20 protein-coding genes, 1 tRNA gene and 1 pseudogene are annotated in these 23,324 nt (G+C 65.0%); 6 read left to right on the top strand and 16 right to left on the bottom strand.

Going from position 1 to position 23,324, the window contains the following annotated elements; translation table 11 throughout:
* Positions 1 to 107 precede the first annotated feature (107 nt).
* Complete coding sequence (gene fmt / locus QJT78_RS12265; protein ID WP_028148990.1) at positions 108 to 1,031, top strand: methionyl-tRNA formyltransferase; 924 nt, start codon at positions 108 to 110, stop codon at positions 1,029 to 1,031.
* Entirely contained in the window at positions 1,031 to 1,768 is a 738-nt protein-coding gene (truA, locus tag QJT78_RS12260) for a tRNA pseudouridine(38-40) synthase TruA (RefSeq protein WP_028148989.1), read from the top strand. The genes fmt and truA overlap by 1 nt, the downstream gene beginning before the upstream one ends.
* A gap of 181 nt (positions 1,769 to 1,949) precedes the next feature.
* Here the strand turns inward: truA and dapE are convergent, their stop codons facing one another.
* The 11 genes from dapE to rpmH form a co-directional block, all read right to left on the bottom strand.
* Positions 1,950 to 3,116: a succinyl-diaminopimelate desuccinylase gene (gene dapE, locus QJT78_RS12255; protein ID WP_028148988.1), complete on the bottom strand. Its 1,167-nt coding sequence runs from the start codon at positions 3,114 to 3,116 to the stop codon at positions 1,950 to 1,952.
* Positions 3,113 to 3,751, bottom strand: a complete 639-nt coding sequence (locus tag QJT78_RS12250; protein WP_028148987.1) for a DUF805 domain-containing protein — start codon at positions 3,749 to 3,751, stop codon at positions 3,113 to 3,115. Before QJT78_RS12250 ends, dapE begins: the two co-directional genes overlap by 4 nt.
* A 241-nt stretch (positions 3,752 to 3,992) precedes the next feature.
* Positions 3,993 to 4,838, bottom strand: coding sequence for a 2,3,4,5-tetrahydropyridine-2,6-dicarboxylate N-succinyltransferase (gene dapD / locus QJT78_RS12245; protein WP_028148986.1), 846 nt, complete (start codon positions 4,836 to 4,838; stop codon positions 3,993 to 3,995).
* Positions 4,839 to 5,031: 193 nt separating this feature from the next.
* A complete protein-coding gene (locus tag QJT78_RS12240; RefSeq protein ID WP_028148985.1) occupies positions 5,032 to 5,721 on the bottom strand; it encodes a pyrimidine 5'-nucleotidase in 690 nt (229 codons plus the stop codon).
* 194 nt (positions 5,722 to 5,915) lie between these two features.
* A complete protein-coding gene (locus QJT78_RS12235; RefSeq protein ID WP_028148984.1) occupies positions 5,916 to 6,902 on the bottom strand; it encodes a DUF1036 domain-containing protein in 987 nt (328 codons plus the stop codon).
* A gap of 155 nt (positions 6,903 to 7,057) precedes the next feature.
* Positions 7,058 to 7,945, bottom strand: coding sequence for an acetylglutamate kinase (gene argB / locus QJT78_RS12230; protein ID WP_028148983.1), 888 nt, complete (start codon positions 7,943 to 7,945; stop codon positions 7,058 to 7,060).
* A gap of 163 nt (positions 7,946 to 8,108) precedes the next feature.
* The gene (locus tag QJT78_RS12225) at positions 8,109 to 8,435 is read right to left on the bottom strand and encodes a DUF423 domain-containing protein (protein WP_049807569.1); all 327 of its coding nucleotides are present in this window, start codon (positions 8,433 to 8,435) and stop codon (positions 8,109 to 8,111) included.
* A gap of 38 nt (positions 8,436 to 8,473) precedes the next feature.
* Complete coding sequence (gene yihA, locus QJT78_RS12220; RefSeq protein WP_028148981.1) at positions 8,474 to 9,127, bottom strand: ribosome biogenesis GTP-binding protein YihA/YsxC; 654 nt, start codon at positions 9,125 to 9,127, stop codon at positions 8,474 to 8,476.
* A 141-nt stretch (positions 9,128 to 9,268) separates the two neighbouring features.
* Positions 9,269 to 11,110, bottom strand: a complete 1,842-nt coding sequence (gene yidC, locus QJT78_RS12215; RefSeq protein ID WP_028148980.1) for a membrane protein insertase YidC — start codon at positions 11,108 to 11,110, stop codon at positions 9,269 to 9,271.
* A 16-nt stretch (positions 11,111 to 11,126) separates the two neighbouring features.
* Entirely contained in the window at positions 11,127 to 11,528 is a 402-nt protein-coding gene (gene rnpA, locus QJT78_RS12210) for a ribonuclease P protein component (protein WP_028148979.1), read from the bottom strand.
* 28 nt (positions 11,529 to 11,556) lie between these two features.
* On the bottom strand, positions 11,557 to 11,691 hold the full coding sequence (gene rpmH / locus QJT78_RS12205; protein WP_008542748.1) for a 50S ribosomal protein L34: 135 nt from the start codon (positions 11,689 to 11,691) through the stop codon (positions 11,557 to 11,559).
* 363 nt (positions 11,692 to 12,054) lie between these two features.
* Here rpmH and QJT78_RS12200 point away from each other — a divergent pair, with 363 nt between their 5' ends.
* Both QJT78_RS12200 and QJT78_RS12195 read left to right on the top strand, forming a co-directional pair.
* Positions 12,055 to 13,554, top strand: coding sequence for a HAMP domain-containing sensor histidine kinase (locus tag QJT78_RS12200; protein ID WP_028148977.1), 1,500 nt, complete (start codon positions 12,055 to 12,057; stop codon positions 13,552 to 13,554).
* Between the two features lie 321 nt (positions 13,555 to 13,875).
* Positions 13,876 to 13,952: transfer RNA gene (locus QJT78_RS12195), tRNA-Arg, on the top strand.
* A 62-nt stretch (positions 13,953 to 14,014) separates the two neighbouring features.
* On the opposite strand, the pseudogene QJT78_RS12190 reads toward QJT78_RS12195, so the two are convergent.
* A pseudogene (locus QJT78_RS12190) lies at positions 14,015 to 14,432 on the bottom strand (VOC family protein).
* 915 nt (positions 14,433 to 15,347) lie between these two features.
* Here QJT78_RS12190 and QJT78_RS12185 point away from each other — a divergent pair.
* Positions 15,348 to 16,130 carry an alpha/beta hydrolase gene (locus QJT78_RS12185; protein ID WP_281460239.1) on the top strand — a complete coding sequence of 261 codons (783 nt, stop codon included), beginning with the start codon at positions 15,348 to 15,350 and terminating at the stop codon, positions 16,128 to 16,130.
* 172 nt (positions 16,131 to 16,302) lie between these two features.
* Entirely contained in the window at positions 16,303 to 16,701 is a 399-nt protein-coding gene (locus QJT78_RS12180) for a hypothetical protein (protein ID WP_028148975.1), read from the top strand.
* Positions 16,702 to 16,843: 142 nt separating this feature from the next.
* On the opposite strand, the gene QJT78_RS12175 is transcribed toward QJT78_RS12180, so the two are convergent.
* The 4 genes from QJT78_RS12175 to QJT78_RS12160 form a co-directional block, all read right to left on the bottom strand.
* Positions 16,844 to 17,263 carry a CBS domain-containing protein gene (locus QJT78_RS12175; protein WP_028148974.1) on the bottom strand — a complete coding sequence of 140 codons (420 nt, stop codon included), beginning with the start codon at positions 17,261 to 17,263 and terminating at the stop codon, positions 16,844 to 16,846.
* 115 nt (positions 17,264 to 17,378) lie between these two features.
* Positions 17,379 to 17,849, bottom strand: a complete 471-nt coding sequence (locus QJT78_RS12170; RefSeq protein WP_028148973.1) for a YbaK/EbsC family protein — start codon at positions 17,847 to 17,849, stop codon at positions 17,379 to 17,381.
* A gap of 203 nt (positions 17,850 to 18,052) precedes the next feature.
* Positions 18,053 to 18,373, bottom strand: a complete 321-nt coding sequence (locus QJT78_RS12165; RefSeq protein ID WP_028148972.1) for a hypothetical protein — start codon at positions 18,371 to 18,373, stop codon at positions 18,053 to 18,055.
* A 50-nt stretch (positions 18,374 to 18,423) separates the two neighbouring features.
* The gene (locus tag QJT78_RS12160; protein ID WP_028148971.1) at positions 18,424 to 23,250 is read right to left on the bottom strand and encodes an NAD-glutamate dehydrogenase; all 4,827 of its coding nucleotides are present in this window, start codon (positions 23,248 to 23,250) and stop codon (positions 18,424 to 18,426) included.
* Positions 23,251 to 23,324: the final 74 nt, after the last annotated feature.

The raw sequence follows: 23,324 nt of genomic DNA, 5'->3' as shown, positions 1-23,324 counted from the left end.
CCGGGGCGAAGAACTGGTCCGCGCTCATACCCAGAGAGCGCGTCGTGTGGCACCCCTCTCCCTAGCCCTCCCCCGCAAGGGGGGAGGGAACATACCGAGTCCTTGTCATGCCCCTCCGCCTCATCTTCATGGGCACGCCCGATTTCTCCGTGCCGACGCTGCTCGAGCTGGTGTCGCATGGCCACGAGATCGCGGCGGTCTATACGCGCGCGCCCAAGCCCGGCGGGCGGCGCGGTCTGCAATTTCAGCCGACCCCGGTCGAGGAAGCCGCGCGAAAGCTCGGCGTGCCCGTGCTGACGCCGAAGTCGCTGAAGACGCCCGAAACGCTCGACGAGTTTCGCGCCTTCGACGCCGATGCCGCCGTCGTCGTCGCCTACGGCATGATCCTGCCGCAGGCGATCCTCGATGCGCCGAAGCTCGGCTGTTACAATCTGCACGCTTCGCTGCTGCCGCGCTGGCGCGGCGCCGCGCCGATCAACCGCGCGATCATGGAAGGCGATGCCGAGAGCGGCGTCATGGTGATGAAGATGGATGTCGGCCTCGACACCGGCGACGTCGCCATGGCCGAGCGTCTTGCGATCACGGACAACATGACCGCGGTCGATCTGCATGACCGTCTCTCCCGGCTCGGTGCCGATCTGATGGTGCGCGCGATGGCCGCGCTCGCCCGCGGCGGGCTCCAGCTCAAGAAGCAGAGCGAGGATGGTGTCACCTACGCCGCCAAGATCGACAAGGCCGAGGCGCGGATCGACTGGTCCAGGCCCGCGCGCGCCGTGCTGCGCCACATCCACGGCCTGTCGCCGTTTCCTGGCGCCTGGGCCGAGCTCGAGAATGCGCGCGTGAAAATCCTGCGCTGCGAGTTGGCGAAGGGCTCCGGTGCACCCGGCGAGGTGCTCGACGACCAGCTCACGATTGCCTGCGGCGAGGGCGCGATCCGCATCCTCGAGCTCCAGCGCGAGGGCAAGGCGCGGATGCAGGCCACGGACTTTTTGCGCGGCGTGCCGGTGAAGCCGCCGATGCGGCTGGCCTGATGCCCCGCTACAAGCTCATCATCGAATATGACGGCGCGCCGTTCTTCGGCTGGCAGGTGCAGGACACGCTGCCTTCCGTGCAGGGCGCGTTAGAGGCGGCGGTGAAGGCGATGACCGGCGCAGATTTGCGCGTGCACGGTGCGGGCCGCACCGATGCCGGCGTGCATGCGCGGGGCCAGGTTGCGCATGTCGACATCGACAAGCAGTTTCCGCCGGGCCGTTTTCGCGATGGGCTGAACGCGCATCTGCGCCCGCATCCGATCGCGGTGCTGGAGGCCGAGATCGTCCCTGACACGTTCGAGGCGCGCTTCTCGGCGGTGAAGCGACACTACCGCTACCGCGTCGTCAACACCCGCGCCAATCTCGCGCTCGATGTCGGCCACGCCTGGCGCGTGCCGCGCCGGCTCGATGCCGAAGCGATGCACGTGGCGGCACAACTCCTGCTTGGCAAGCACGATTTCACGACGTTTCGCGACACCGAGTGCCAGGCCAAGTCGCCGGAGAAGACGCTCGACCAGCTCGACGTGCTGCGCGACGGCCGCGAGGTCACGATTCTCACCTCGGCGCGCTCGTTCCTGCACAGCCAGGTGCGCTCGATGGTGGGATCGCTGGTCTGGGTCGGCGAGGGCCGCTGGACCGCGGACGATCTCTCCGCAGCACTCGCAGCCCGCAACCGCGCAGCGTGCGGCATCGTCGCGCCGCCCGACGGGCTGTATCTCATGAAGGTGGATTATTGAGGAGGGAGACACGAACGCTCCCACTCCATCATCGGTGTCATGCCCCGGCTTGACCGGGGCATCCAGTACGCCGCGGCCTCTCGGCTCAATCACTGCCGTCTCTGGAATACTGGATCGCCCGGTCGAGCCGGGCGATGACAGCGGAGTAGGGGGCGACGACGGAGTGTAAGGCGGCAACGCCCTACCCAAAATACCGGGCCAAAATCCCCCGATACACCTGCGTCAATCTCTCCAAATCCACCACCGGCACGCGCTCGTCGACCTGGTGCATGGTCTGGCCGACCAGGCCGAACTCGATCACCGGGCAGTAGCTCGAGATGAACCGCGCATCCGAGGTGCCGCCTGATGTCGACAGTTCCGGCTTGCGGCCCGTGATCTCCTCGATCGCCGACACCGCGAGGTCGGTGAACGGGCCGGGCTTGGTCACGAACACGTTCGAGTTCGAGGGCTCCCAGACGATGCGGGCGCGGATGCGGTTGCCGCAGGCTTTCGTCAGGCGCGTCTCGACCAGCTCGCGCAGGCTCGCCTGGGTGTGGTTGTCGTTGTAGCGGATGTTGAATTTTGCGCGGGCCTCGCCGGGGATGACGTTGTTGGCCTTGTTGCCGACGTCCACCGAGGTGAATTCGAGATTGGAGGCCTGGAATTGCGCGCTGCCATGGTCAAGCGGCTCGTCACTGATCGCCACGATTAGCCGCGAGATATCAGGCACCGGATTGGACGCGCGGTGCGGATAGGCGACATGGCCCTGCACGCCGTCGACATACAGCGTGCCGGATTGCGAGCCGCGGCGGCCGACCTTGATGGTGTCGCCGAGCGTCTCGACGTTGGAGGGTTCGCCGAGCACGCAATGGTCGAACTTTTCGCCGCGCTCCGCAGCCCATTTCAGCAGCTTGATGGTGCCGTTGATGGAGACGTCTTCCTCGTCGCCGGTGATCAGGAACGAGATCGAGCCCTCTCCGTCGGCGCGCGGCGTGCCGCCATTCGCGGCGAGATGCTCGAGCACGGCTGCCACCGAGCAGGCGATGCCGCCCTTCATGTCGACCGCGCCGCGGCCGTGCAGAAAGCCGTCCTTCACCTCGCCCGAGAACGCGCCGACGCTCCAGGCGTTCTCGTCGCCGGGCGGCACCACGTCGGTGTGGCCGGCGAAGGTGATGTGCGGGCCTTCAGTGCCGATCCGCGCATAGAGATTGTCGACGTCGGCGGTGCCGGGTTCGGAGAAGGTCACGCGGTGGCAAGTGAAGCCGGCAGCGTTGAGGGCCTTCTCAAGCACCCCCAGCGCACCGGCATCGGCCGGGGTTACCGAGGGGCAGCGGATGAGATCGCGGGCGATCGAGAGAGCATCGGTCATGCGCCCCGCTTAACATGCATGCCGCCGGGTGGGCTAGCACTGGGCGGGACAAATTCGATTTCGCGCTGCTGGTCCCAGCTTTTCGCAGGGGGCGAGCCGTCCTCGGTCCTGGCCAATGGATCAGGACCGAACCGGTTATCGCCGACGCTGCCTGATACGATGAACATCTCGACAAACCCCCACAGCCACAGGATGGACGCGACCAGCCAGAACGGAAGCATCCAGGTGGAGTTCGGCAGCAGGTCCGAGAACTGGTTGTACAGGCCGGGCAGGAAGAAGAACGGAACGAGCCACCAGCCGCTCCTGTCGCGATCATGCAGCCGCTTGATCGCCGTCGCGAGATAGATCCAGAGGAACAGCGACAAGCCGAACGACTTCAGGATCAGGTTGGTGCGATCAACGGGCGTCAGCGAGCGATAGGCCCGGGGATCGACCAGCTTGAAGAGGTCGTCGAGGCCGAAGTCGAAATCGAGTTTCAGGGATAGCCTCAACGCCCCCTCGGCGTTGATGAGGTGGATCACCTGACCGATCACGCCCAGCAGGGCCGCCAGCAGCGCGACGATGAGCAGCGCCTGCCACAGCAAGGCGCGGTTGATGCGGCCGTCGAAGCGGAAGAGGTACCAGGTCCAGTCCATGGCGAAGGTTCCGGGCAGCGGAGGCCGTCCGGTGATTGGTCGCGATGGGGAGAAGGAGGGTTCGATACGGTAGCCAACCCGTCATCCTGAGGTGCGAGTGGCGCGATGCAAAGCATCGCGCCGGGAGCCTCGAAGGATGGGCGGCCGGGATGTGGCGGCAGCCGGGCCGTCGCCCTTCGAGGGCCGCCGAAGGGGCGGCCACCTCAGGGTGACGGTAAGGGAATGGCGCTGGTGGCTCCGATCAATCCCGCAGCAGCTCGTTGATGCTGGTCTTCGAGCGCGTGCGCTCGTCGACGCGCTTGACGATCACGGCGCAAGCGGTGCTCGGGCCGATGTGGCCGTTCTTCATCGGCTTGCCGGGCAGGGCGCCGGGCACCACCACCGAATATTCAGGCACTTCGCCCATGAAGATCTCGCCGGTCTCGCGGTCGACGATCTTGGTCGAGGCGCCCAAAAACACACCCATCGCCAGCACCGCGCCCTTGCGCACGATCACGCCTTCGGCGACCTCGCTGCGCGCGCCGATGAAGCAATCGTCCTCGATGATGACGGGCTCGGCCTGCAGCGGCTCGAGCACACCGCCGATGCCGGCGCCGCCGGAAATGTGCACGCGCTTGCCGATCTGCGCGCAGGAGCCGACGGTGGCCCAGGTGTCGACCATCGTGCTCTCATCGACATAGGCGCCGAGATTGACGAAGGACGGCATCAGCACGACGTTCTTGGCGATGAAGGCCGAGCGGCGGACGACCGAACCCGGCACTGCGCGAAAACCGGCATCGCGAAAACGGTTCTCGCCCCAGCCCTCGAACTTCGAGGGCACCTTGTCCCACCAGGTGGCCTTGCCGGAGCCGCCGGGAATGACGCCCATGTCGTTGAGGCGGAAGGACAGCAGCACGGCCTTCTTCAGCCATTGATTGACCTTCCACTTGCCATCGGCCCCGCGCTCGGCGACCCGCGCCTCGCCCTTGTCCAGGATCTCCAGCGCCTGGTCCACGGCCTCGCGTACCTCGCCCTTGGTCGAGGTCGAGATGCCGTCACGCGCGTCGAAGGCGCTGTTGATGGTGGATTCGAGGGCAGACAGGGACATCGGGATTTCCTCTGGGAAATGAGAATTTTGACGGATTGGGGCGCTTTTTCGGGATTTGGCGGGGAGGAGTCAAGGCATACTCCACCGTCGTCCCGGACAAGCCTCGTAGCCCGGATGGAGCGAAGCACAATCCGGGGAAGTGCCTCCGCGGCGAGAAGCCCCGGATTACGCTGCGCTCCATCCGGGCTACGGGCTACCGAGAGAGCTTGCCCAAAAACCCTGTCAGATCATCCGTGACGTGGTCGACATGGGGCGCGTCCCGGCCTTCCAGCTCCCAGTCCTCCCGCACCACTTCCTTGGTGCCGTCAGGCACCACCAGCACGGTTGTCATGCCGAGCGCGTGCGGGACGGTGAGGTTGCGGGCGAGGTCCTCGAACATCGCGGCCTTGGTCGGATCGACCGCATGGTCGGCGAGGAATTTTTGATAGGTCTGCGGCGACGGCTTCGGCTCGAACCCGGCAGCGATGATGTCGAACACGCCGTCGAAATGCGTTGCCAGGCCGAGCCGCGCCAGCACGGCATCGACATGGTCGGCCGAGCCGTTGGTCAGGATCAGCTTGCGCCCCGACAGTTTTGCGATGGCCTCGCCGAGGGCCGGGTTCGGCTCCAGCGGCGAGTGGTCGATCTTGTGGACATAGGCGAGGTAGTCGTCGGCGTGCACGCCGTGCAGGGTCATCATGCCGCGCATGGTGGTGCCGAAGCGCTGATAGTAATCCTTCTGGATCTTGCGCGCTTCCTCCGGGCCGACGTTCAGCCAGTTGCAGACGAACTCCCCGATCCGCGCGTCGACCTGCTGCCACAGATTGACGTGATGCGGGTAGAGCGTGTTGTCGAGGTCGAACACCCAGGTGTCGACATGGGCAAAGGTGCGGGGGGAGGTCATATCAACATTCTCTACTCGTCGTCCCGGGGCGCGCGTAGCGCGAGCCCGGGACCCATAACCCCAGGGAGGAGTTTGGCGAAGACTCGGGGTTACTAGCTTCGCGCCATAACCACTCCCTGGGGTTATGGGTCCCCGCCTTCGCGGGGACGACAGCGGAGCCTGTAGACGCTTGCGTGCTGATCATGACGCCAATCTCACGGCATCGCAAAGCGCAGCGTCTTGCCGCCGCTCGACATGTCCACCACGCCAAAACCCGTCGCCGCGAATCCGCGCGCGCCGCAATCGGCCTGCTCGTTGGTCTCGAACTTGGTCTCGCGCGTGCACAGCTGTTTGTCGCCGCCCCAGTTCAGCGGCTTGTCCTTCAGCTTGATGACGCGGTTGTCGGCATCGATGGCTTCCGCGAAGCTGAAGATCTGCTTCGGCTGCCCGGTCACATCGGGGTGCAGGCACGTCTTGGGATCGATGCGGTACCAGCCGCGGCTGGTCACCGACTTGCCGTCGTCGGTGGCGACCGCCGCCATCACCTTGTGCGGCGTGTCGTTGCACCAGGTCAGGCCGGTTGCAGAAGGCGTCTGCACCGCATCGACCATGGTCTTGAAGAAGTTCGGCGACGACATGATGTCCGCCGCCAGTCCGCGGCTCTTCAGGAACGCGGCAAGTGCTGCTTGCGTCTTCGGCCCGTCGACGCCGTCGATCGGCGCGGCGTCGTAGCCCGCGATCACCAGCAGCCGCTGGATGCCGGCGAGGCGCGCCTGCTCGTCGTCATATTCGGAATCCTCGGCGAGATAGGCCGTGAAATTGCCGTCCGCGGCTTGCGTCGGCGTGATCTGGGTGAAAGCGGCCTGGGTCTGGCCGCTGCGGCATTGCCGCGCAGCCGCGATGACGAAATTGTCCTGCGCCACGCACAGCATGTCGCTGCCGTTCTGCGGGATCGGCGAGGCGCCGTAGACGCCGAGTGCGCGGGCATTGAGCAGGATGCGGTCGGCGGTCAGCGTGCCCTGCACCACGACGCGGCAGGTGGCGGGATCGATCCTGAACCAGCCGCGCGTCGCGGTCGCCGCCTTGTCGTCGATGCCGATCGCGGCCTCGACGACATAGGACATGCGGTTGCAGATTTTCAGATCGGCCAGGGCGGGCGCGGAGGAGAAGAAGAACGAGACGGCTGCCGCCGGAAGGGACATCAGGATACGTGTGAGGGTTGAGCGACGATGTCGCCGAGCCCTCAACTCGTCATGCCCGGCCTTGTGCCGGGCATCCACGTTCTTGGCGCGAGACGAAAGGTCGTCGATGGCCGGGACAAGCCCGGCCATGACGGCTTGCTTTGGCCCGCTCATCATCACTTATGGATCAGCGTTCCCGTGCCCGTGTTGGTGAAGAGCTCGAGCAGCACCGCGTGCTGCATCTTGCCGTCGATGATGACGACGCCCTCCACGCCCTGTTCGAGCGCGTAGATGCAGGTCTCGACCTTCGGAATCATGCCGCCGGAAATGGTGCCGTCGGCGATCAGCTTTCGCGCGTCCTTCACCGAAAGCTGCGGGATCAGCTTCTTCGACTTGTCGAGCACGCCAGGCACGTCTGTGAGCAGCAGCAGGCGCTTTGCCTTCAGCGCGCCGGCGACCGCACCGGCGAAGGTGTCGGCGTTGACGTTGAGCGTCTGGCCTTCCTTGGAGGTCGCGAGCGGCGCCAGCACCGGGATCAGCTCGTAGCCGATCAGCTGGTTGAGTAGCGTGAGGTCAACCTTCTCGGGGTCGCCGACGAAGCCGAGATCGATCGCCTTCTCGATGTTCGAACCCGGATCGACGATGGTGCGCGTCGTCTTCGACGCCTTCACCATGTTGGCGTCCTTGCCCGACAGTCCCACGGCCTTGCCGCCGGCTTCATTGATGTAGCCGACGATCTGCTTGTTGACGGAGCCGGCCAGCACCATCTCGACGATCTCGATGGTCGCGGCATCGGTGATGCGCAGGCCTGCCGCGAACTCCGACTGGATGCCGAGGCGCTTGAGCATGGTCGCGATCTGCGGCCCGCCGCCATGAACCACCACCGGGTTGATCGCGGTCTGCTCGAGCAGCACGATGTCGCGGGCAAAGTTCTTCGCGGTCTCCTCGTCGCCCATGGCATGGCCGCCATATTTGATGACGATGGTTTCCTCGTCATACTGCTGCATGTGCGGCAGCGCTTCGGACAGGATGCGGGCCTGGTCGAGCGGGGAGATGTCGGTCATGAGGCGGATCTCGCTGGCGGGACTGTCGGTGCGCGTTCTATCCGATTGGCGGGCGCGGCGCAAAGTGTGACTGGTATGTAGCCCGGATGGAGCGAAGCGTAATCCGGGGTTGGTGCCACGCTCTCCGGTCCCGGATTGCGCTTCGCTCCATCCGGGCTACGGATCAGCGCTTGGCGACTATTGCCGCGAGCGTCACCGCCAGCCAGCTCAAGATCATCACCGTCCCACCCGTCGGCGCGGCATACGGAAACAGCGCGTGCCCCGCATATTGCCGCAAGGTGAGATCGCCCGCGAACAGCGCGGCGCCGATCACGAAGCCGAACGCCGCGACGAGGCCAATTCCGCCGTGCAGAAGGCCGCGCGCGAGCAGGGCGACGCCTGCGAGTATGGCAGTTGCGTGAAACAGCAGCATCGCGCTGGCGGAGGCGAGCCGGCTGGCGTCGGCGCCATGGGCGGAGGCGGCGGCTAGCGCGACGCCGGCGGCGCCCATCAAACCGGCAAGCCCAATCAGCAGGCGGAATGCAGGCGTCACGAGGTTCGCTCTTCCAGCAGCTTCGCCATCGCGGCGCGCAGTTCGGCCATGCCGGTCGAGCTCCGTGACGAGGTCGCGAGCACGTTCGGAAACGCCGCCGGATGTTTTGCCAGCGCGGCCTCGGTCTCGGTGATGCGGGACTGAAGCTCGGACGCCTTCACCTGGTCGGCCTTGGTCAGCACGATCTGGTAGCTCACGGCGGAACGGTCGAGCGTCCCCAGGATTTCGAGATCGACGTCCTTGAGGCCATGCCGCGCGTCGATCAGCACGTAGACGCGTGCGAGTGAGGCGCGCCCCAGCAGGAATTTGTGGATCAGCTCGGTCCAGGACGCGACTTGCGTCTTCGGCGCCTTGGCGTAGCCGTAGCCGGGCATGTCGACGAGGCGCAGGTCCTTCTTGCCGGGGACCTCGAAGAAGATCAGTTCCTGGGTGCGGCCCGGCGTATGCGAGGTGCGCGCAAGCGCGTTGCGGCCGGTCAGCGCGTTGATCAGGCTGGACTTGCCGACATTGGAGCGGCCGGCAAAGGCGATCTCCAGCCCATCCATCGGCGGCAGCGTCGCAATCGAGGGCGAGGCCCAGATGAACTGCCAGTCGCGGGTGAACAGCTTTCGCCCGGTCTCGATCAGTCGCTCGTCGGTCTTGTCGTTCATGCGAGCGGTCCATCCTCTCGTCATGGCCGGGCTTGTCCCGGCCATCCACGTCTGTCCGCCGGGCACCCTCCTAAACGTGGATGCCCGGGACAAGCCCGGGCATGACGATGTGGAGGCAGTTTGCCTGGCGATGTCGGACGGCTACGTCGCCTTCTTCGCGAACGTCGCCTTGAGATTGTCGAACAGCTCCACCTTCACACCGTTGCGGCGCATGATGAAGCTCTGCTGGAGCACCGAGAGCGTGTTGTTCCAGGCCCAGTAGATCACGAGACCCGCCGGGAAGCCCGCCAGCATGAAGGTGAAGATCAGCGGCATCCAGTTGAAGATCAACTGCTGGGTCGGATCCGGCGGCGTCGGGTTCAGCTTCATCTGGAACCACATCGTGATGCCCATGATGATCGGCCAGATGCCGAGCGCGAGGTAGTGGCCGAACAGCGGAATCGTCGTCGGATCGAACGGGATCAGCCCGAACAGGGTGAAGAGGTTGGTCGGATCGGGCGCGGAGAGATCCTTGATCCAGCCGAAGAACGGCGCGTGCCGCATCTCGATGGTGACGAACAGCACCTTGTAGAGCGAGAAGAACACGGGGATCTGGATCACCACGGGAAGACAGCCGGCAACCGGATTGATCTTCTCCTTGCGGTAGATCTCCATCATCTCCTGCTGCTGCTTCACCTTGTCGTCGGGAAAGCGCTCCTTCAGCGCCTGGAGCTGCGGCTGGACCGACTTCATCTTCGCCATCGAGGCGTAGGACTTGTTGGCCAGCGGGAAGAACAGCAGCTTGACGATCACGGTGACGAGCAGGATCGAGATGCCGAAATTGCCGAAGAAGCGGTAGAAGAAGTCGAGGCCGAGGAACATCGGCTTGGTAATGAAGTAGAACCAGCCCCAGTCGATCAGCAGATCGAAATGGTTGAGGCCGAGCTCCTTGTTGTAGCCGCCGAGGCCGGCGAACGGGAACACGCCGACGACGCCGGCTTCCTTGGCGCCGGCGAACAGCCGCGCGTTCGCGGTCGCAGTGCCGCCGATCGCGACGGTGACGGGGTCGAGCAGATAATCGGTCTGGTAGGTGTGGACGTTGCCGACCGGGTTCGACGAGAAGCGCGCCTGGAGCTGCGCACTGGTGTCCGGCAGCAGCGCCGAAGCCCAGTACTTGTCGGTGATGCCGAGCCAGCCATTGGTGGCCTTGAAGTTCACCGCCTTGGCTTCGTCGATCTTCTTGTAGGCGTATTCCTGCAAGCCATCGAGATAGCCGATCAGGCCTTCATGCAGGATGTAATAGCCGGAGACCTGCGGCGTGCCGTGGCGCGAGATCAGCGCGAACGGGTAGAGCGTAACAGGCGCGTTGCCGACATTGCTCACCTCGTCCTTGAGCGTGAAGAGATAATGGTCGTCGACCGCGATGGTGCGGCGGAAGGTGAGGCCCTCGCCATTGTCCCATTTCAGCACCACCGGCGTCGTCGGCGTCAGGCTGCCGCTGCCGTCCTGCTGCCAGAGAGTCTGGGCGTCCGGCAGCTTGGCCGTCACGCCCGTCGCCGGCACCCAGCCGAACTCGGCGTAATAGGGTTCTGCGGTGCCCGAGGGCGAATAGAGCACGATCGGCGGCGACTTCGGGTCGACCGTTTCGCGGTATTGCACCAGCGCAATGTCGTCGATGCGGCCGCCCTTCAGCGAGATGCTGCCGGCAATTCGCGGCGTGTCGATCTTCACGCGCGGGCTGGCGGCAATCGCGGTCTCGCGGGCAACGACCGGCTGGGCCTGGTTCGCGGCCGGTGTTGACGGCTGGGCCGCGCTGCCGGGCTGCGGCGCGGCGCCCGGCGTTGCGGAGGCCGTCGGCTGCGGCGTGTTCTTCTGGAGCTCGGCCTGCGCCTGCTGCTGGGCGCGCTGCTTCTCCATCGCCGGCACATTGTAGAAATATTGCCAGGCGATCAGGACGAGGCCCGACAGAATGACGGCGAGGATGGTATTGCGATTGTCGGTCATCACTATTGTCTCGTCATCAATCCGGTTTGCGGCTGGTCGCAGGAGCGGGGCCGGGCCTTGAGCCGTCGGTTCTTGGGCCGCGTCCCTTGTGCGTATGCCGCGCAGGCTTCGTGAACGCTATGCGCAGATCGTCGAGCATGGTGGCGAAGTCGCGCGAGAGCGCGTCCCTTCGGCCAACCAGTACATAATCATGATGGGGTTGCACCGACACCGGATCGAGCCGCTTCACCAATTCGCGAAGTCGGCGCCGGATGCGATTGCGCTGGGGGGCGTTGCCGTTCTTTTTGGTAACGGTGAAGCCGATCCGGATCGGACCGCTGTCGTCGCGGCGGCGGCTTTGCAGGACGAACGCGGGACTATTCGCCCGCGCACCATTGGCAACGGCGAGGAAATCCGCTCGCTGCCTCAGCCGATCCATGATGAAATCCCAAAAATGGGGGTCCGGCTCAGGCGCTCAGACGCTTGCGGCCGCGGGCGCGGCGGGCGGCGAGAACCTTGCGGCCGCCGGCAGTGGCGAGACGGGCACGGAAGCCGTGACGGCGCTTGCGCACCAGTTTGCTGGGTTGATAAGTCCGCTTCACGGGTTTTTCTCCGCTGACCGGGCAATTTGCCTGTAGAATTGATGATAAAGTCCGGAAGATGCGGCCCAAAACGGGCCCTTTTCGGCCCCAAGAGAGCCGCTCCCGGCGTGCGCACCGGGTCATCGCGGACAATTTGCGCGGCTTATATGCGAGCGTCTTCTTTTCGTCAACGTCGCAAGAGCGCGCTGTTCCGGTGAATATCACTGTTTGTGCGGGGTTTTTAACCCCTTGAGGTGGCGACTCGCGATATCTGAGCTTACATCCCACCTTGAGAGATTAGCGATCCGTAATTTGACCGGCCCCCGGCCGGGTCGCATCCTTCATCAGCCAGGCTCTATTACAAAGCCAACAGGGGCGAACTTCGTGGCAGCGACAGACCTCCAGCCGGTCCAGGATACGGATCAGCCGGGCCAGCCGGCGATGCGGCCGCGTGGGCCCAGCGGGCTTGGGCTATCCGGCAAGCTGCTGCTGCTCACCGTCCCCCTGGTGATGATCGCCGCCGTCCTGCTCTACGTGCCTGCCATCGCCAACTTCTGGGTCAACCGGCTCAATGACCGCGTCGCGGCGGCCAACACCGCCGCGCTGGTGCTCGACGCCGCCCCGCTCGGCATGGTCCCCGAGTCGCTGTCGCGCGAGATCCTGAAAAGCATCAATGCGCGTGCCGTCGCCATCAAGATGGGGCAGCAGCGACGGCTGCTCGCCAGCGACAACCTTCCCACGGCAATCGAGCATGACATCGACCTGCGCGACATGACGGTGTGGGAGGCGATCACCGGCTCGTTCCGGATGATGCTGGAGACCGGCAACCAGGCCATCCGCATCGTCGGGCCTGGCGTCGGCAACGCCCAGTTCATCGAGATCGTGACCGATGAGCTGCCGCTGCGGCAGCAGATGTATCGCTTCTCCCGCAACGTCGTGGTGGTCGCGCTGATCATCGCGGTGCTGACCGCGGGCCTCGTCTATCTCGTGCTGCATTATCTCTTCGTGCGCCCGATGCGGCGGCTGACCGCGAGCCTGGTCGGCTTCCACGAAAACCCCGAAAGCTCGGCGCGGATAATCGTGCCGAGCCAGCGCAGCGATGAAATAGGCGTCGCCGAGCGCGAATTGTCGGACATGCAGCGCGATCTGATGTCGATGCTGCACCAGAAGAGCCGGCTCGCAGCCCTCGGCCTCGCGGTCTCCAAGATCAACCACGATCTGCGCAATCTGCTCGCGTCGGCCCAGCTCCTGTCCGACCAGCTCGCCAGCGTGCCCGATCCGCGGGTGCAGCGCTTTGCGCCGAAGCTGGTGCGCTCGCTCGAGCGCGCCATCGCCTTCTGCCAGTCGACGCTGTCCTACGGCCGCGCCCAGGAAGCGGCGCCCGACCGCCGCATGATCATGATCGAGCCCGTGGTGCTGGAGGTGCGCGAAACCGCGGGCCTCGCCAGCGACGCCTCGATCGCCTGGGTCGCCGCGATCGAGCGCGGGCTTGCGGTCGATGCCGATCCCGACCAGCTCTTCCGCGTGCTGCTCAACCTCGTCCGCAACGCCGCCCAGGCGCTGGAAAGCCATTCGTCGGGCGACGGCGGTGCGCAGCAGATCCGGATCACGGGAAAGCGCGAAGGCGCCGTCGCCATCCTGGAGGTCTCCGACACCGGCCCCGGCGTCCCCCAGAAGACCCGGGACCATCTGTTCGAGGCGTTCCAGACCTCCGGCCGCCCCGGCGGCAGCGGGCTTGGCTTGGCCATTGCCGCCGAACTGGTCCGCGCCCATGGCGGCGAGATCCATCTGGTCGAGGGCACCATCGGCGCCACCTTCCGGATTGTCATCCCCGACCGCCCCGTGGAACTCCTCTCCATCCGCAACGAGCGGCAGAGGGCGTAGTCGGCCAGAGGCCGACCCTCTTTCGTCATTCCGGGTCTCGATCACTCATCAATCCGTCATTCCGGGGCGCGCCGAAGTCGCGAGCTATGGTGCGCTATTGCGGACCTGAGAATCCATAACCACCAGCCGGGGTTATGGATTCCGGGCCTGGCCCTTTGGGCCATCCCGGAATCACACCGAAACCCTCATCTCCCTGCAAAATCTCCCCAATCCAGACCTTGCCAATCGAGGCAAGAGCGGTTAGTCAGAGCGCTCTTTCGCACCCCTCCGGCGCTGTCCGGAGGCTGCCTGTGGGCCCAGCCCGCACTGTTCGCGAAAAACGCGCCCGTAGCTCAGCTGGATAGAGCATCAGACTACGAATCTGAGGGTCGGACGTTCGAATCGTTCCGGGCGCGCCATTCTACGCCAGAGCACGTCAGGACGCGCTGGGGCAAACCGCCTCTTGGCGCGGCGGCGTCGGCTAAGGACTGGTTTCGCAGGCGTGCTTCGACTTGCGCTGGATCAGGTCCCAACGGTTGCCACAGAGATCCTCGAAAACCGCGACGACGCCATAGGCCTCATGCCGCGGCTCCTCAACGAACCGTACGCCGGCCGCGATCATGCGCGCATGATCGCGATCGAAATCATCCGCCTCCAGGAACAGGAAGAGCCGCCCCCCGGTCTGGTCACCAATGCGCGCCACTAGGGTCGGACTGTCAGCCCCGCGCCAATAGCAGACCGGAGCCGCCACCGCCCGGTGGGCGCACGACTACCCAACGCTTTCCGCCGCCGAGCGGCGTGTCCTCCCAGAGCTCGAAATCCAGGGCGCCGGTGAAGAAGGCGATCGCCGCGTCATAGTCCGCGACCACGAGGCTGACGAGGGACAGATGCTTTGACAATTTTAGATTGGCAGCAGCCCAACTTGCATCGCAACGTGATATTTTACGTTCAGGGATGGAATTGGCTGTCCCTGCATTTAGGAGGGCTTAGCTATGAGGTTTTCGCCACTCTTCGCTGCAAGTCGGGCCGTCGCTGTCTCATCGATGACACTGCTGCTGTACGGCCTCAGCGGCACGGCCATGTCGCAAGCCGCAACCCCCTCGGGCCGCGCCACCTCCTCGCTTCATAACGTCGTGGTCGAAGCGCCGGAGCAAGCCGCCAGGCCACATAAGCCGAAGCAGCACGCGGTTGCCCGCAGCACCGTATCAAGCTTCCAGCCAGGCAACAAACCCTGGGTCGGATGCTCCGCCTCTGCTGGCTCGACAATTTGCAGAAACGTATACAACTACAAAACCTACGCAGCCTGCACCCAGGCGGGAGTGAGAATGGGTTGGAACGGGACAGAATCCTATGGGTATTGCAGCGCCCTGGCGTTAAAGGAATGAAGATCGCGTCCAGCCGGCGATGATCGGCCGGGCTAGGCAGGCTTTGGCGCCAGCGGCGCCGAATTGGATGCTCCATCATAGCGCCACGGCGATGCAGTATTGCCCATCGTCATCGGCCGTGGCGCGCCATTTCGCTGCAAGACTGAGCACCCTAAAACCTCCCATTTCTGCGCCGGGCGAGATCGTCGCACCGCTGCTCACTGTTCGTCACCGCGTAAGCCTGGAGCTGGTGACGGCCTTTCCGGCCGGCCTCGGCGGAGCGAAAAATCGCGTGGCATCGCCGAATGTGCGGCCGGTGCGCTTGGTCGGCCGCAGCGTCATGGCACCACGGCGAACCAGTCGTGCCCATCTTCACCGGCCGTGATGGCCCGTTTAGATTAAGGTCTCGCCAGAGACGCCTGGACATGTCGGTGAATATGGAGATGACCCATGAAGCTCGCGCATGACGGCATCCAGCTGTCCTTCGACATTGCCGGCGCGGGACCGCATCAATTCCTGTTCGTCCATGGCCTCGGCGGGGATCGCACGCATTTTGCGCCGCAGATGGAGTATTTCGCGCGTCAAGGTCGGGCGTTGAATGCCGAGCTGCGGGGACATGGTGAGAGCGACAAGCCGCAACAGGCGTATTCGATCGAAGGCTTCGCCGATGATCTCGTCTTTCTGTGCAACCGACAGCAGATCACAAAGCCGGTGATCGTGGGTCAAAGCATGGGTGGCAACATGGCCCTCGAAATCGCCGCCCGCTATCCGGACTTTCCTGCAGGCCTGGTGCTGCTCGACTCAGGGGTGCTCTTCCCTGCCTCGGCAGGGACGGTGTTCGCCGGGTATCTGGAGGGCCTAAGGGGCGCGAATTTTGCGGACGAGGTCCGGAAAATCGTAGCGGACTCCTGTCTGCCGACCGACAGATGCCGCGCCCATGTTGAACAGACCTTTCTGGCGACGCCACAGCACGTGCTGGTGTCCACGTTTACAAGTCTGTTTCCCTGGGATGTGCATCGGGCGCGTGAATGCGCCCAGACGTGCCGGGTCCCGGTGCTCTACATCGAAGCGGCCCATCGGCTCGCGGATCTGGATCGTTTTGCGGAGCTGTGCCCGCAGCTGGTCACGGCCAAGGCCGTCGGCTCCGGGCATTTCCTGTCGCTGGAGGTGCCGGAGCAGATCAACCCGATGATCGACCGGTTTATCTCGCTCTACGTGCGAAGACCCGGGTAAGCTTCGCGAATATCTGCCGGGTAGGCTCGGCACCCCTACGTCGGCGTCCATCGCGAAGATCACAATCGGGCAAGGACGAAACCCTTTGCACGCCGGGTGAAGCCGGCCGGAAACAAACCAAGCCTAACCTTCCCCGAGCTTTCCCGTCCAACCCGATTCAAGGGAGGATTTTATGAAAGCAGCGCTCTTTGTCCTGTCGCTTCTTGGCCAGCCCACGATTCCGATTTCAGACCGCGTGCCCATCTTCAATGTGGAAGCCCTTTGCCGGGACGTTTTCGCCGACGACAAGGCCTCAGGGCTCACCCTGGCGCAAGACGCCGGCGAGTGCGTGCGTGACGAGACAATTGCGCAGCAACAGCTGAGCTCGACCTGGCTGACCGTTCCGGGCCCCGCGCGCGATAGTTGCGAAGGCGAGGCTGCGGCAGGGGGAATAGAAAGCTATGTCGATCTGCTCACCTGCCTGCAGATGGCAGGCTGGGCGAATCCGACTCCGCCGCCGAAGCCCCCGCTCAGGGGAGCGAGCAAGACGCGGAACGCCAAGAATGAGCTGCAGAACGAATTGAAGAATTAGCTGCGCAGGTGAGCGCGCTTACGCGCTCGTGCCGTCGATCGAGCGGCGGATTACCCGCAGCACTTCCGCGCGTGCGCGTTCGCCGGCAGCGGGGTCCTGCCAGCGATGCGACGAAGTTCCGGGCGCCGGGTGGCGGTCGCCATCAATGATGGGCCGACACGCCCTTGACGCATTGGGTCAACAGATCAACGGTGGCGAATTGGCTGACATCGCCCAGGCTGATCATGCCGACCATCCGCTTGCTCTTGTTGATCACGGGCAGCCTGCGGATTTTCAGCGTCTCCATATGATGCACGGCTTTCGCCAGATCGTCGTCTTCCCGGCAGCAATGGATGCCTTCGGTCATCACGTCCCGCGCCGTCATGCGCGCGGCGTTGAAGTTCTTGCTCGCGAGGCCTTTGCAGACGATGTCGCGATCGGTCACCATCCCGATCAGATGGTCGTCATCGCCGATCGGAATGCAGCCGATGTCGTGCCCTTGCATCAACTTCGCGATCTCGGTGATTGGGGTGTCCGGGCTGACCCAATCGACACCCTTGTGCATCACGTCCTTGACCTTCATGGAGGACCTCCGTGGCGAACGCAGCCCCCGTGACGCGATTATACTACGAACCGGGCGCGACCGCACGCGCGCCGCGACGAAGGCGCAGGGGAAATCATCCCGCCGCCATGCTGCGTCAACCGTGCGTGCTGAAGCGTCCATGCGGCGCATTGGCCGTCAGCCGCTCGAACTGCGCATGCGTCAGGTGAAGCAGCGTCTCATGGTCGCCGGCTTCGATATAGATCTCAGGCTGCGCCCGGATGCTGTCATCGACGATGAGATCGAGCCCGTAGCATCGGCCTACCGCCGGAACGGCTCCATGCGCGCAGTCCGCGAACAGCCTGTTGATCTCGGTTTCGTTCGCCATCACGAGATCCGCGCCGAGCTTCTCCTTCAAGTCCGGCAAGTTGAGACGGTGCGATGCCGGAACGATCGCGAGCATATAGCCGCCGTCATGGCGCAGCACGACGGCCTTGGCGAAACGATCGCCCGAGACGTGGCAGGCCTGCGCCGTGCGCGCGGAGGACATGGTGAAAACGTGCGGGATCTCGACATACTGGATGTTCTCGGCAGCCAGGTATCGGTGGAGCGTGGGGGCAATGGTCATGGCGCAGCCTTTCGGATGGATATGCGAGCCATCCACCGTGAGGCTGCCCCGCCGCACGATGGGCGGCCGCATGATTGCCGGATGCCAACATAGGCCTCGCGCTCGAACGCCGCAATCGGGTCGGGGGTTCGGATCGTTCCGGGCGCGCCTTTCCGCTTCGTTTGCCGCCGATCGATTGTGGCCTTTGCTGCGCTTCCTGTGTCTTACGGGATCCTTGCCACAACGTTGGGCCGGTTCTCCCTTAGCCAGGCGACGGCCTCGGGTCCATCGACGACGCACGCGAAGGTGTCCCAGGTCGGGTCCTCCAGGGACTCCGATTGCAGTCGCTTCGCCGCATATTCAACGAGGTCGTGCAAGCCCTCGTATCCTCGTCGGTGCTCGAGGGACTCTGCAATCGCCGTGCTGGTCCAGCCTCGTCGGGCCAGATCGACAATGCTCGGAGCGTCAGCCTCGCTGAACCACGGTGTGGCATCGAACTCGATGCAGCGGACATTATCGGCGGTGTGGCAAGTGGCGTGGATCATGGGGTTCCTCCGTTCGCCGGCTCAGTTTCACATCGCTGCCTCGCACGCGCTCAGACTTTGACCAGATCCCCCAGCAGGTTCGCCGCCACCGTCAGCTTGGCAAGCGTCAGGCCGCTGGCCGCAATCTCCTCGACCGAGCGGCGGATGCGCGCCGCTTCGGGGTGAGCCGCGAGCCAGGTCTCGACGGCCTGCTGGCCGGACTGGCCCGTTGCCAGCATATCCGCGGCCAGTCTTCGTTCGGCGCCGGCGATCTGCTCGACGGCGCGATCGACCGCCATGCGTTCGAAATAATCATTTGCCGGCACGCTGCGCGCGGCCGCGATGATGCGGTCGAGACGGAAATTGGCTTCCGCAGCGAAGAAGGTTGCGGCAGCATCGCCGATGGCGCGCGAGGTGCGCTCGGCGATCGTCACGATATCGGGTGCCGCAATCAGCGCGTCGAGATCGGCGAGCTCGCCGGCGAGGCCGGCCGGGACGCCGGCATCGGTGAGTTCCTGGCGCCGCTTGCCGCGCGCGGCCTGCAGGTCCGGCGGCAGTGTGGTGTCGAGGGAGGCCGCGATCTCGCGGATACCCGGGCCAAAACGTCCGATCACCGCCTCGAGGCCGTCCTTGAAATCGACATTGCGCACGTACCAGACCATGCGGGAAATCAGGAGGTCCTGGACCGTCGCGTAGAGGCCGAGCTGCACCTGCCCGTCGATGCGGCTGTCGAGCGCGTCGATCGCGTCATTGAGCCGCCTGAGCTCGTAGATTGCGTCCACCGCCACCTGCGCCATGACGATGGTGGGGATATCGGCGTCGGTCTCGTCGGTCAGGCGGACGACACACGCCGGGCCGCCGCGGTTGATCACGGCATTGACGAGACTGGTCGCGATGATCTCGCGTCGCAGGCGATGGAGCTCGACCGCGGCCGGGAACTTATCGGGGACCTCGCGCGGAAAATACAGCGACAGTCTGCGGGCGAGATAAGGATCGTCAGGCACGTTGGTGAGGAGCAGGTCCTCGTAGAGCGTCAGCTTGGCGTAGGCGAGCACCACGGCAAGCTCGGGCCGTGTCAGAGCCTGGCCGCGCCGCGTCCGCTCGGTGAGCGCGGCGTCGTCGGGCAGGAACTCCACGGCGCGGCTGAGCAGGCCGCGCTGCTCGAGCGACTGCATCAGGCGGGTGAGGAAGCCGGTCTCGGCCACGCCCTTGCGCTCGGCGAGCGAGAGCGCCAGCGTCTGCAGATAGTTGTTGCGTAGCACCAGCGTGCCGACCTCGTCGGTCATTGCGGCCAGCAGGCTGTTGCGGTCGGCGAAGCTGAGGCGGCCCTCGCGCTCGGGGCGCGCCAGTGCGACCTTGATATTGACCTCGACGTCGGAGGTGTTGACGCCGGCCGAATTGTCGATGGCGTCGGTGTTGAGCTTGACGCCCTTTTGTGCCGCTTCGATGCGGCCGCGCTGGGTGACGCCGAGATTGGCGCCTTCGCCGATCACCCGGGCGCGAACGTCGGTGCCCGCGATGCGGATCGGATCGTTGGCGCGGTCGCCGGCCTGGTCGTCGCTCTCTGCCGACGCGCGGATATAGGTGCCGATGCCGCCAAACCACAGCAGGTCCGTGCGCGCTTTCAGGATCGCCATCATCACCTCGAACGGCGTGGCCTGCTCCTTGTCGAGATCGAGCAGGCTGCGTACTTCCGGTGCGAGCGGGATCGCCTTGAGCGTGCGCGAGAACACGCCGCCGCCCTGCGAGATCAGCGATTTGTTGTAGTCCTGCCAGCTCGAGCGCGGCAGGTCGAACAGACGCTTGCGCTCGGCGAAGCTGGCCGACGGATCGGGCGAAGGATCGATGAAGATGTCGCGGTGATCGAACGCGGCCACGAGCCTTGTCGCCGGCGAGAGCAGCATGCCGTTGCCGAAGACGTCGCCGGACATGTCGCCGACGCCGGCGGCCGTGAACGGCATGGTCTGAATGTCGGTGCCGAGCTCGCGGAAGTGGCGCTTGACCGCCTCCCAGGCGCCGCGCGCCGTGATCCCCATCTTCTTGTGGTCGTAGCCCTGGCTGCCGCCGGAGGCGAAGGCGTCGCCGAGCCAATGGTTCTCCTCGGCCGAGATCGCGTTGGCGACATCGGAGAAGGTGGCGGTGCCCTTGTCGGCGGCGACCACGAGGTAGGGGTCGTCGCCGTCATGGCGCACGGTGGAATCGGGCGGCACGACGGCGTCGCCGTCGAGATTGTCGGTGAGCTCGAGCAGCGAACGCACGAAGATGCGATAGGCCTCGGTGCCTTCCGCCAGCCAAGCGTCGCGATTGGAGGGCGGCGGCAGGCGCTTGGGCACGAAACCGCCCTTGGCGCCGACCGGCACGATCACGGCGTTCTTGACCTGCTGCGCCTTCACGAGACCCAGGATCTCGGTGCGGAAATCCTGCGGCCGGTCGGACCAGCGCAAGCCCCCGCGCGCGACCTTGCCGAAGCGCAGGTGAATGCCTTCGACCCGCGGCGAGGAGACGAAGATCTCGTAGAGAGGCCGCGGTGCCGGCAAATCGTCGATCCGCCGCGCGTCGAACTTGAAGGAGATCACCGGACGCGGATGTCCATCGTCGCCGATCTGCCACAGATTGGTGCGGATGGTTGACTGCACCAGATTGGTGAAGCGGCGCAGGATGCGGTCTTCATCGAGCGAGGCGACGGATTTGAGCTGCTCCTCGATCTCGGCAAGGAGTGCCGTCTCGCGCGCCGAACGCTCGCGATCGGTAAGCACGAGGCGCGGATCGAGGCGGGTCTGGAACAGTGCGACCAGGGTGGCCGTGATCGCGGCGTTCTTGCGCAAGGTCTCCCACATGTAATCCTGGGTGAACGGAGCGCGGATCTGGTGCAGATAGCGCGACAGCGCCCGGATCGTCGAGACCTCGCGCCAGCCCAGCGCGGTGCGCAGGATCAGGGCGTTGTATCCATCGGATTCGGCGCGATCCGTGACCACCGCCATGATCGAGGCTTCGAGGCGATGGCTGAATTCCGGGTTGATCTCGATCGGCTGGCAGTCGCTGGTCTCGATCGTCATCTCGTGCAGCCAGACCGGCTCCGGCCTGTTGCCGGGTACGATCTGATAGGTGCGTTCGTCGACCACGCGCAGGCCGTGATTTTCGATCACCGGCACGCGATAGGACAGCGATAGCGGTGCGGCGTCGGAGAACACCTTGAGGCCGAAGCGCCTGGGATCGTCCTCGCCCTTGTCGCGGTGCACCGAAATCGTCACCGGGCGGGCCGGCGTCAGCCTTTCGATGGTGGCGATGTCGGCGATGGCCTGCTCCGCCGTGAAGACCTCGGTATAGCCGCCGCTAAAGGCCTGGGCATAACGATTGGCGATCATGCGCGCCCGCATGCCGTCGGTCGACGCCGTGAGCGCGGCCTTCAGCTTGTCGGTCCAGGTCGCGGCAATCGCGCTGATGCCGGCTTCGAGCGCGGCGCGCTCGACGACGGGCGTTTTGCCTTCATAGCGCCCGATGATGAAGTGGACGCGCGCAAGCGCGCCCTCAGGGAACGATACGTAGGACGCCGACAGGGTCCCCTTGTAGACCTGCGACAGGAAGGCTCCGACGCGCGTGCGGACGTCGGTGTCGTATTTGTCGCGCGGAATGAAGGTGAGGATGGAGACGAAGCGATCGAACTTGTCGACCCGCGCCAGCGCCCGGACGCGCGGGCGCTCGTAGAGGATCAGGACCTCGATGACGAAATTGTAGAGCGTGTCGACGTCGATCTGGAACAGCTCGTCACGCGGATAATCTTCGAGGATATGCATGAGCGCCTTGCCCGAATGGCCGTTCGGGTCGAAGCCGGCGCGCTGCAGCACCCGCGAAACCTTGTGGCGCACATAAGGGATCTGCCGCACCGAGCGGGTATAGGCGCCGGAGGTGAACAGGCCGACGACGCGCAATTCGCCCTCGAGCCGGCCGTCGGGTGCATAGAGCTTGATGCCCACATAATCCATCCGGATGCGCCGATGGACGAGGCTCGAGACATTGGCCTTGATGACGATCAGCAGGGTCGGCTCGTGCATGAACTCGCGGATTTCCGACGTCATCACCACCATTTCGGTGCCGCGGCGCAGCACCTTCACGTCGGGATCGCGTAGGATGCCGAGGCCTTCGCCGGTGGTGATGTCGTCCGACGCATCGCTGTCGGGCGAGAAGCGATATTCGCGCACGCCGAGGAAGGTGAAATTGTCCGCGCAGAGCCATTGCAGGAACTGATTGGCTTCGGCGACCTCGTCGATCGGCAGCGGCGGCGGATTGGAAGCGAACGTCTTGATCGCTTCCTCGACGCGGTCACGCATGGCGCGCCAGTCGGTGACGCAGGCGCGGACGTTGTTCAGCGCCCTGGTGAGTCCGTCGATCAGCTTCTGGCGATCGGCGTCGGCGTCGAGGCGGGTGATGTGGAGGTGAATCAGGCTTTCGCGCGCGCCTCTTGCGCCCTCCGGCAGGGCTTCGCCGTAGAACCGCAGCAGCTTGCCATCGGCATCGCGCTCCACGGCGATGATCGGGTGGGCGACGAGGGTGACCTCAATGCCCTGCTCGGCGAGCTCCGCCATCGTGGAGTCGTACAGGAAAGGCATGTTGTCGTTGAGAATCTCGAGCACGGAAATCTCGCGCCCGTTCGGCAACGTCGGATTGACCACGCGGATATCGGCGCTGCCCGACGTGCGCCGCTGCACATGCTCCCAGGCTTGTTCCGCCAGGACGGCGAGCGAGGCGGCGTCGTAATTGTCGAGATCCTCGATATTGCTGTAGCCGAACAAGGGCTCGGCAAAGGCCCGCGGGCTCTTGCCCGGCGGCACGCTGCCTGCTGCGTCGCGGATCAGGGTTGCCCGGGCCTTGTCGTCACGCCACGCCATCATGTCCTCCATTTGCCGCGCCGTCCGACCGCAGCCGCGATCCTCAGCCTAATTCTGGAGTGCATCCCGTCGAGCGCCGCGATCGA

The sequence above is a fragment of the Bradyrhizobium sp. Mp27 genome (assembly GCF_029953005.1).
Taxonomy (GTDB): Bacteria; Pseudomonadota; Alphaproteobacteria; order Rhizobiales; family Xanthobacteraceae; genus Bradyrhizobium; species Bradyrhizobium barranii.
The sequence above is the reverse complement of the archived record's forward strand: the minus strand, read 5'-3'. Positions and strand labels throughout refer to the sequence as shown.

What these genes read in the sequence shown, in the direction of transcription:
- QJT78_RS12175 (WP_028148974.1), bottom strand. Translation starts at nt 17,263, where the DNA reads ATGAAGGTCAAGGACGTGATGCACAAGGGTGTCGATTGGGTCAGCCCG.
- dapD (WP_028148986.1), bottom strand. Translation starts at nt 4,838, where the DNA reads ATGTCCCTGTCTGCCCTCGAATCCACCATCAACAGCGCCTTCGACGCG.
- QJT78_RS12170 (WP_028148973.1), bottom strand. Translation starts at nt 17,849, where the DNA reads ATGACCATTGCCCCCACGCTCCACCGATACCTGGCTGCCGAGAACATC.
- truA (WP_028148989.1), top strand. Translation starts at nt 1,031, where the DNA reads ATGCCCCGCTACAAGCTCATCATCGAATATGACGGCGCGCCGTTCTTC.
- QJT78_RS12225 (WP_049807569.1), bottom strand. Translation starts at nt 8,435, where the DNA reads ATGGGCGCCGCCGGCGTCGCGCTAGCCGCCGCCTCCGCCCATGGCGCC.
- argB (WP_028148983.1), bottom strand. Translation starts at nt 7,945, where the DNA reads ATGACCGACATCTCCCCGCTCGACCAGGCCCGCATCCTGTCCGAAGCG.
- rnpA (WP_028148979.1), bottom strand. Translation starts at nt 11,528, where the DNA reads ATGGATCGGCTGAGGCAGCGAGCGGATTTCCTCGCCGTTGCCAATGGT.
- QJT78_RS12185 (WP_281460239.1), top strand. Translation starts at nt 15,348, where the DNA reads ATGAAGCTCGCGCATGACGGCATCCAGCTGTCCTTCGACATTGCCGGC.
- QJT78_RS12165 (WP_028148972.1), bottom strand. Translation starts at nt 18,373, where the DNA reads ATGATCCACGCCACTTGCCACACCGCCGATAATGTCCGCTGCATCGAG.
- QJT78_RS12235 (WP_028148984.1), bottom strand. Translation starts at nt 6,902, where the DNA reads ATGTCCCTTCCGGCGGCAGCCGTCTCGTTCTTCTTCTCCTCCGCGCCC.
- QJT78_RS12250 (WP_028148987.1), bottom strand. Translation starts at nt 3,751, where the DNA reads ATGGACTGGACCTGGTACCTCTTCCGCTTCGACGGCCGCATCAACCGC.
- dapE (WP_028148988.1), bottom strand. Translation starts at nt 3,116, where the DNA reads ATGACCGATGCTCTCTCGATCGCCCGCGATCTCATCCGCTGCCCCTCG.
- yihA (WP_028148981.1), bottom strand. Translation starts at nt 9,127, where the DNA reads ATGAACGACAAGACCGACGAGCGACTGATCGAGACCGGGCGAAAGCTG.
- QJT78_RS12160 (WP_028148971.1), bottom strand. Translation starts at nt 23,250, where the DNA reads ATGGAGGACATGATGGCGTGGCGTGACGACAAGGCCCGGGCAACCCTG.
- QJT78_RS12240 (WP_028148985.1), bottom strand. Translation starts at nt 5,721, where the DNA reads ATGACCTCCCCCCGCACCTTTGCCCATGTCGACACCTGGGTGTTCGAC.
- QJT78_RS12180 (WP_028148975.1), top strand. Translation starts at nt 16,303, where the DNA reads ATGAAAGCAGCGCTCTTTGTCCTGTCGCTTCTTGGCCAGCCCACGATT.
- fmt (WP_028148990.1), top strand. Translation starts at nt 108, where the DNA reads ATGCCCCTCCGCCTCATCTTCATGGGCACGCCCGATTTCTCCGTGCCG.
- yidC (WP_028148980.1), bottom strand. Translation starts at nt 11,110, where the DNA reads ATGACCGACAATCGCAATACCATCCTCGCCGTCATTCTGTCGGGCCTC.